This is a genomic window from Corallococcus sp. AB045 (genome assembly GCF_003668895.1).
GTDB lineage: Bacteria > Myxococcota > Myxococcia > Myxococcales > Myxococcaceae > Corallococcus > Corallococcus coralloides.
The window spans coordinates 26543-33647 of record NZ_RAWN01000098.1; the positions used below are offsets into that span (position 1 = coordinate 26543).

Annotated in this window: 8 protein-coding genes; 2 read left to right on the top strand and 6 right to left on the bottom strand. The window is 71.3% G+C overall.

Annotated features, from left to right (window positions below):
* Positions 1 to 75: 75 nt before the first annotated feature.
* Entirely contained in the window at positions 76 to 915 is an 840-nt protein-coding gene (locus tag D7Y21_RS22705) for a metallophosphoesterase (RefSeq protein WP_121715661.1), read from the bottom strand.
* A gap of 76 nt (positions 916 to 991) precedes the next feature.
* Complete coding sequence (locus D7Y21_RS22710; RefSeq protein WP_120561670.1) at positions 992 to 1354, bottom strand: response regulator transcription factor; 363 nt, start codon at positions 1352 to 1354, stop codon at positions 992 to 994.
* Positions 1355 to 1483: 129 nt separating this feature from the next.
* Here D7Y21_RS22710 and D7Y21_RS22715 point away from each other — a divergent pair, with 129 nt between their 5' ends.
* On the top strand, positions 1484 to 1849 hold the full coding sequence (locus D7Y21_RS22715; RefSeq protein ID WP_120528580.1) for a helix-turn-helix transcriptional regulator: 366 nt from the start codon (positions 1484 to 1486) through the stop codon (positions 1847 to 1849).
* A 14-nt stretch (positions 1850 to 1863) separates the two neighbouring features.
* On the opposite strand, the gene D7Y21_RS22720 is transcribed toward D7Y21_RS22715, so the two are convergent.
* Positions 1864 to 3078, bottom strand: coding sequence for a DUF790 family protein (locus D7Y21_RS22720; protein WP_120561671.1), 1215 nt, complete (start codon positions 3076 to 3078; stop codon positions 1864 to 1866).
* Positions 3065 to 4468, bottom strand: coding sequence for a DEAD/DEAH box helicase (locus tag D7Y21_RS22725; protein WP_120561765.1), 1404 nt, complete (start codon positions 4466 to 4468; stop codon positions 3065 to 3067). The genes D7Y21_RS22720 and D7Y21_RS22725 overlap by 14 nt, the downstream gene beginning before the upstream one ends.
* A gap of 298 nt (positions 4469 to 4766) precedes the next feature.
* Here D7Y21_RS22725 and D7Y21_RS22730 point away from each other — a divergent pair, with 298 nt between their 5' ends.
* Positions 4767 to 5177 carry a response regulator gene (locus D7Y21_RS22730; RefSeq protein ID WP_120561766.1) on the top strand — a complete coding sequence of 137 codons (411 nt, stop codon included), beginning with the start codon at positions 4767 to 4769 and terminating at the stop codon, positions 5175 to 5177.
* 12 nt (positions 5178 to 5189) lie between these two features.
* Here D7Y21_RS22730 and D7Y21_RS22735 read toward each other — a convergent pair whose 3' ends face one another.
* Together D7Y21_RS22735 and D7Y21_RS22740 are read right to left on the bottom strand one after the other, a co-directional pair.
* Complete coding sequence (locus D7Y21_RS22735; protein WP_120561672.1) at positions 5190 to 5795, bottom strand: outer membrane beta-barrel protein; 606 nt, start codon at positions 5793 to 5795, stop codon at positions 5190 to 5192.
* Positions 5792 to 6880 carry a hypothetical protein gene (locus D7Y21_RS22740; RefSeq protein WP_147469352.1) on the bottom strand — a complete coding sequence of 363 codons (1089 nt, stop codon included), beginning with the start codon at positions 6878 to 6880 and terminating at the stop codon, positions 5792 to 5794. The genes D7Y21_RS22735 and D7Y21_RS22740 overlap by 4 nt, the downstream gene beginning before the upstream one ends.
* Between the last annotated feature and the right edge of the window lie 225 nt (positions 6881 to 7105).

Here is a 7105-nt window from a genome sequence, read left to right on the forward strand (position 1 = left end):
CTACACGCCCGCGAGCTCCGCAACGTCAAACGCGCGGGGTGGGACGCGGCCCGCGTCGAGCGGTGACTCGCGACGTCACGGCGCTGGGGTGGGCGTCCGCGGACCGGGAAGGACCTCGCGCAGGCAGCGCTCCAGGCCGCCCCGGTGGCGCCATTGCATGGGGTAGCCCAGCGAGACCTCCTCGAAGCGCACGCCGTCGCGCCACAGGGTGGAGGGCATGTGCAGGTGCCCCGTCACCACCACCTCCGCGCGGTAGCGCGTGTGCCAGTCCTCGGTGAGGCGCGTGCCGCACCAGATGGAGAAGCGCGGGATGCGCGGCAGCCGCACGTGCTCATAGCGCAGCGGATAGTGGTTGATGAGGATGGTGGAGCACTCCGGCGGCAGCCGCTCCAGCCGCGCGCGGGTGCGCTCCACGCGCGCGTGGCACCAGGCCTGACGGGTGGGGTAGGGCTCCGGATGCAGCAGCACCTCGTCCGTGCACATCAGGTCGTCCTCCCAGGCCCACTCCAGCGCCTTGTCCACGGGCACGGTGTCCGGGCGGAAGGTGTAGTCGTAGCCCAGGAACATGGGGACGATGACGCGGGGCGGGCCCTCGCCGGGCCAGCGCGGATACGGATCCTCCGGCGTGAGCGCGCCGTAGCGGTGGCACAGGTCCACCATGCGCAGGTAGCGCGCCTCGCCCTTCAGCGGAGGCTGTTCGGAGGGCATGGTCCACAGCTCGTGGTTGCCCGGCACCCAGACGACCTGGCGGAAGCGCGCGGTGAGCGTGCGCAGCATCAGCTCCATGTCCGCGAGCGTTTCGCCCACGTCGCCGCCGACGATGAGCCAGTCGTCCGGACGTGGCGCGAGTGCGGCCAGCGCCTCGTGGTTCTCCTTGTGCCGCAGGTGCAGGTCGCTGATGGCGTAGAGCTTCATGGCGTGCGTGGGGAAGGCCCTACCTTAACGCTCCCCGCCGCGCACGCCATGGGAACGCCCGGCCGTCAGCTCGCCGTCAGCTCAACGACGCCAGGAGCGCCAGCACCTGCTGCGGCGGCGCGGCGCGGTCCATCCAGGTGATGCCCTCTTCCCGCAGCCCGCGCGACGGGGGATGCGTGGTGTGCAGCGCGCACGCGGCGCGCGGATGCCGGGCGCGCACGCACGTGAGCAGGCACAGCCCGTCACCATCCGGCAGGCCGTAGCCGCACACCACCACGGACGGCTCCGCTTCCACCATCAGCCGCTCCGCTTCGCGCATGCCCAGGGCGAAGCGCTTGTCTCCGGGCAGGTGCCTGGAGAGCCGTCGCAGCGCGGCCAGCGCACGCGGATCCGCGTCCACGAAGAGGAAGCTGGGTGGTGGGCTGGAGGGCTCTCGCATGAAGGCAATGGGTGGTGCGACCAAGCTAGACGCAAGAGGTTGTGTCGCGAAAAGCCTACCCCGGAAGTTCTTGGAAGCCAACCTCTCAAGTCATATCGACATGGGCGAACCCGGTAGGTTAACGACCCCATGGAAAAGACCCTCGCATCCCGGCTCGGAGGCGCGGCCCGCGTCGCCCGCACCCGCCTGAACCTGACCCAGGCGGACGTGGCGGAGCGCATCGGCATCGCCAGTGAGGTCTACGGGCGCCTGGAGCGCGGCCACATGCTGCCCAGCATCCAGACCTTCCGCCGGTTGTGCGTGGTGTTGTCCATCTCCGCGGACGAGGCGCTGGGGCTCAAGCCGTCGCAGGACGTGAAGTGGGCCGCGGAGCCTCCGTCCGACTACGGCGAGTCCGCGGAGTTGCGCCGGCTGCTGCGCCGCGCGAAGCAGCTGGACCGGGGCTCCATCCGCATCCTCAGCGTGCTGGCCTCGCAGTTCAAACCCCGGAGCTGAAGGCGCTCCGGTGCTCAGCCGGCCTTCGCCGCGCCGTCCCATCGCGCGAGCCGCTCCCGCAGCTTCCGGACGGAGGGAAAGCCGTTGAAGAGCACCACCTGCGGGTGATCCTCCAGCACCTGCCGCTCCGCCGGCTCCTTCGCCAGCGCGCGGTCCACGCCCAGGAGCAGTCCCGCGTCCGGACGCGCGCGCAGCTCCGCCAGCCGGCGTGACAGCGGCGCGGCGTGCCATGGGTGGAACAGCTCCAGCGCGACCTCCTGGCCTGTCTTCCGGTGGCGGAAGGTGAGGTCGGGCACGCACAGGCCGGCGGCGCCCGTGTGGCGGGGCAGGGGCGTCAGGTCCAGCTCCCAGGCGGCGTCCTCGAAGCCCTCCGCCAGCGCGGTCACCTCCGGCGGCACGTGCCCCAGCGCGGCGGGCAGCGGGGACACCAGCGGATCCTCGTGGGAGAGCTGGAGCGTGGACTGCTTGCGCGCGTCCTCCAGCACCGCGGAGAGCTCCCAGCGCTCCAGGATGGGGACCACGGAGAGGAAGCTCGCGAGCTGCAGGCCGTACTTCTTCTGCAGGGCCAGCATGGCGCCGGGACCTTCCACCTCCAGGGACCAGTCCTCGCCGTCGCGCCGCACCTCCGCCACCAGCCGGCAGAACTTCAACCAGCGCAGCAGCTTGCGCACGCGCAGCAGCTCCGGCGACCGCGCGCGCAGGGTGAGGCGCCGTGCGTTGAGCAGCGGCCCCTGCGCGAGCGCCAGGTTGTAGCGGTCCAGCAGCCCCTGCTGCGTGAGCGCTTCGCCCTCCCACCCGAGCAGCTTCCGGTTGCCGGGCAGGTCCGAGTAGAGCGCCTCGCGCGTGTCCGCCAGCGGCGCGTCCAGGGCCTCGGTGAGGCGCGCTTCGTAGGCCTCCAGCGTCGTGTCCGGCGAAAGGGTCCGCAGCACCTTCGCGCCCACGAGCAGCGTGCGCCAGCGCGCCTCCGTGGCGCCTTCACCGGCCTCGTCGAAGAGGAGCCGGTCGAGCAGCAGCTTCACCAGTCCGCGCGCGACCTTGGGGCGGCTGAACGCGCCGGCCTTGAGGCTGAAGGCCTCCTCCACGTCGTCGCGGCTCTGGCCCCGGAAGGACTCCGCGTCCGCGAGCAGCTCCTTCGCGAGCGCCTGGAGGGACGGGTCGTGGGTCTTCACGAAGGAGGGGCGCAGGATGCCTTCGCGCACGCGCGAGGCGAGCAGCTCACGCGTCAGCATTGGGAGGGCCCTCCGGCTCCTGGTAGGCGCGGTGCTGCCGGCGTCTTTCACTGATGCCGCTCTCCGCCGTCTGCGCGGAGCACACCTCGTACAAGAGGGCGCGCTTGCCGGGGCGCTTTCGCAGGATGCGGCCCAGGCGTTGGACGTGTTCGCGCACGCTGCCGCTGCCGCTGAGCACCACGCCCACGCGCGCGTCCGGCACGTCCACGCCTTCGTTGAGCACCCGCGAGGTGAGCAGCACCGGCAGCTCCGCGCTGGCGAACGCGGCCAGCAGCGCCTTTCGCTCCGGCAGCGGCGTGTGGTGCGTGAGCGCGGGCAGGAGCAGCCTGCGCGCCAGCGTGTAGACAGTCTCGTTGTCGTCCGTGAAGACGATGACGCGGTCCTCGCGGTGCTCCAGCAGTATCTTCCAGAGCGCGTCCAGCTTGCCGCTGGAGGTGAGCGCGATGCGGCGCTGCTCCCGGTAGCCCCGGTACGCCGCGCGTCCTTCGTCGCTGCGCTGGCTCTGCGCCAGGAAGCGCGCCCAGCCCTCCGGCGACGCGAGCGGCACGCCCAGCTTCCGCACGAACGTGATGTACCGGCCTCGCGCCTCGTCGTAGCGCGCCTTCTCGTCGGGCGTGAGCGGCACCTCGATGCGGCGGACCTCGTAGGGCGCCAGGTACTGGCCCTGGAGCTCGTCGATGCCGGTGCGGTGCACCAGCGGGCCCAGGAGCTCCTCGCACACGCGCTCGCCGCCGTCCGCGCGCTCCAGCGTCGCCGTGAGTCCCAGCCGGTAGGGCGCGAGCGTCCCCTCCGCGATGAAGCGGTAGCTGGGCGCGGGCAGGTGGTGACACTCGTCGCAGATGAGCAGGCCGAAGCGGTTGCCCGTGAACTCCATCTGCATCGCCGCGGAGTCGTACGTCGTCACCGTCAGCGTCTGACGGTCATTGACGCCGCCGCCCACCATGCCCACCGGGGTGGCGAAGTGCTTCGCCAGCACGCCCTGCCACTGCGCCATCAAATCCAACGTGGGCACCACCACCAGCGTGGGCCGCTTCACCCACGCGATGGCCAGCACCGCCAGCAGCGTCTTGCCCGCGCCGGTGGGCAGCTCCACCAGCCCCCGGCCTCCCGCGCGCGTCCAGGCGTCCAGCGCCGCGCGCTGATGCGGAAACGGCTCGATGGGCACCGCGAGGGGCAGCTCCGCCGGCTCGAAGCGCTTCGCGCGGTCCTCGTAGGGCAGCCCGCATTCGCGCAGGCGCAGGACGACGTCGCGGTAGTGCAGCGCGGGCGCTCGGAAGACGCCCGTGCGCCCGTCCTTCTGGAAGAGCGCGTGCAGGCGCTCGTCGTCGGGCAGCGTCGGGGCCACCAGCGTGCCGCTGTCGTAGTGCAGCTCGGTGAGGGGGGAGGGCAGGGGCTCGATGGCGGACGCTCGGGACTCTGAGGGGAACCGACGTGGGGGGAGACTCGCGCGGGATGGGAAGTAGCGGGTTGGAAGGCGCGCCGCCACTCTGGCCCGCGCGGCCGGAAGAAGCCACGGGCGCGGACGATTGGCTGCCTGGCGGCACGGCGTGCCTTCTGGACGCAGGGCGGATTGCTTTGAGGGGTGGCCGGGCGTTACCTGCTCCACTTATGCCCTGGACCCGCACCGCCGCTGTTCGCCCTGTACCGCCCGCAGGTTGGAGTCCCGCGTCCTTCCTGGCGTTGGCGCGCTGATGCGGGTCCTGGTCGTCAGCCCGCATGCGGCGTCCCGTGCGCTGCTCAGCCGCTTCCTGGACTCGGAGCCGGACGTGGAGGTGTCCGCCACGGGCGAGCCCGATGACGCCTTCGCCTCCATCGCGGAGAACAAGCCCGCGCTGGTGGTGGTGGACCTGCGCCGCCCGGACGAGGACCACCCGCTGTTCCTGGGGCTCTTGCGCAAGCGGCACCCGTCGCTGCCGGTCATCTCGCTGGTGCCCGGCCGGCTGCGCATCTTCGACGGCCGCTCCGAGCGCGTGCGCGAAGCCCACGGCGACACCGCGGAGGCACTGCACTACTTGATGGGCTCGGTGCTCCAGGCCACGCGCGACCTGCTGGCCCAGCACCTGCTGCGGATGTTGCGCCCGCCGGTGGGACGGGCCTGAGCCACCGCGCGACTACAGGCGCAGCCGGTAGCCCAGGGCCGCGAGCACCGCGCCCGCGTTCACGTCGCCAGTGGTGAGGAAGTCCACTGGAGCGAAGTGGTACTTCGCCTCCAGGAAGGCGCCGCCCGGACCCAGCGGCAGCTCCACGCCCGCGAGTGCCTGGAAGCCCAGCCCGCCGCCGCTCTCCGACGTGGTGCTGTCGAACGACTCCACCGTCGCGCGGTGCAGGTACAGGCCGGGGCCCGCGCCCACGTAGGGCGTGAGCGGCCCGAACGCGCGGGGGAAGCGGAACACGGCGGACAGCTGGATGGCCACCTCGCGCTCGGCGAGCGTGTACGGCGCCTCGATGGGCTGGCCCAGGTTGTCCAACTGGGGTCCGCGCAGCGTCCCCGACATGGAGGGCCGGTAGTAGTTCACCTCCAGCACCAGCGCGAGGCGCCGCTGGAGCAAGGGCATGAGGTAGCCCACCTCTCCGCCCAGGAAGAGGTCGCCGCCGAGCGACGTGACGGGCTTGATGAAGCCCACCTTGGGCGCGATGAAGAGGGGGCCTCCGTTGTCCTTCTTGGAGGAGGGGGCGGCGGCCAGCGCCGCGGCCGCGAGCAGGGCGAGGGCGTTCATGGGGAGACGGTGAAGCCAGAGGACGCGGGGACGGTTGCGTAGGCGCCGGTGGAGTCCGCGACGATGAACCCATAGGTGCCGGGCACGACGCCGCCGGGACACGAGGGATCCGTGACGGGCCGCGGGTCGAAGCCCGAGCAGTTGGGCACGGTGGCCCGGAGCTGTGTCGGGGAGACGTAGTTCACGCCGTACAGCGGGATGTTCACCGTCTGGCTGGGATCCGTCTTCACGGGCGCGACGAGGTACACGTCGTGGGCGCCGTCCGTGAAGGGCTCCATGCCACTGTGATGGAGGTTGGTGAAGGTGATGACCGTGTCGCCCGTGGCGGGACCGCTCGAGGGCGACACGACGAGGGGGCCCAGCTTCCTGTAGCCGACGTTGAGCGGCAGGGGCGGCGTGAAGGAACAGCCCTCGGGGTTGCTGAGGGTGAGCGAATAGGACCCCTCCGGTGTCGCGGGTGGCACCTCGGTTTCGATGCGCGTGTCGGAGACGACGGTGAGCGTGAAGAGAGGCTGGTCCGCCTGTCCCTCGCGCCGGAGGACGATGCTCGGCAGCGCGTCCGAGCGGAAGCCGCTGCCTTCGATGATGAGGGGACTGGCGGCGTTGTAGAGAAAGCCATTGGGCGCGATGACCCGATCGATGATCGGCGGAGGCACGACGCGCAGGGCGTCCTCGAGCTCGGAGGTGCCGCCGAGGGGGTTGGTCACGGCGACGCGATAGCTGCCGGGTGGGAGCACTTTCCACGGCTTGCTGTCGGCGGTGGGCAGGTCCATCCGCATGAGCTCGGTGCGCGCGAAGAAGACGCGGTCCTCGGGAAGCGTGTAGTCGCTCGGGCCGCTCAGCGAGACCTGCGGCATCTCCACGGAGGGTGTGTCGGTGAGCGCGTCGCGAGGCACGGGGGTGAAGCGGCTGCCGATGATCTCCAGGCGCCATCCGTCCACGCCGCCTCCGGCGTTGCAGACGTGCGCGGGTGTGACGAGCCGCTGCAACGGATTGATGAGGCCTTCGAGTTTCGGCGTGGTGCCTTCGGTCGATTCGGAGCAGGCGACCAGGCTGAGCAGTGCGGCGGCGACCGGAAGGCGCACGGGTTCCTCCATCATCCCGTCAACAAGGCTGTCACACGTTAGGCCGGGGCCCCGAAGGGTCAGGAGTTTTTTCCGGCTCCGAGCCCACAGCCCGGGTCGTTCTGCGGGGTGGGATGGCGCAAGGCACTGATATCAAAGGGGAATATGTCGCGGAGGAGCGGCGGCACGGCGAATGCTTAGGCACCCCGGCAGCAGGGACGGGCAGCACGGCGGGGGGGACGGAGT

Coding starts and splice junctions, on each gene's coding strand:
- D7Y21_RS22735 (WP_120561672.1), bottom strand. CDS start 5,795: ATGAACGCCCTCGCCCTGCTCGCGGCCGCGGCGCTGGCCGCCGCCCCC.
- D7Y21_RS22715 (WP_120528580.1), top strand. CDS start 1,484: ATGGAAAAGACCCTCGCATCCCGGCTCGGAGGCGCGGCCCGCGTCGCC.
- D7Y21_RS22710 (WP_120561670.1), bottom strand. CDS start 1,354: ATGCGAGAGCCCTCCAGCCCACCACCCAGCTTCCTCTTCGTGGACGCG.
- D7Y21_RS22705 (WP_121715661.1), bottom strand. CDS start 915: ATGAAGCTCTACGCCATCAGCGACCTGCACCTGCGGCACAAGGAGAAC.
- D7Y21_RS22720 (WP_120561671.1), bottom strand. CDS start 3,078: ATGCTGACGCGTGAGCTGCTCGCCTCGCGCGTGCGCGAAGGCATCCTG.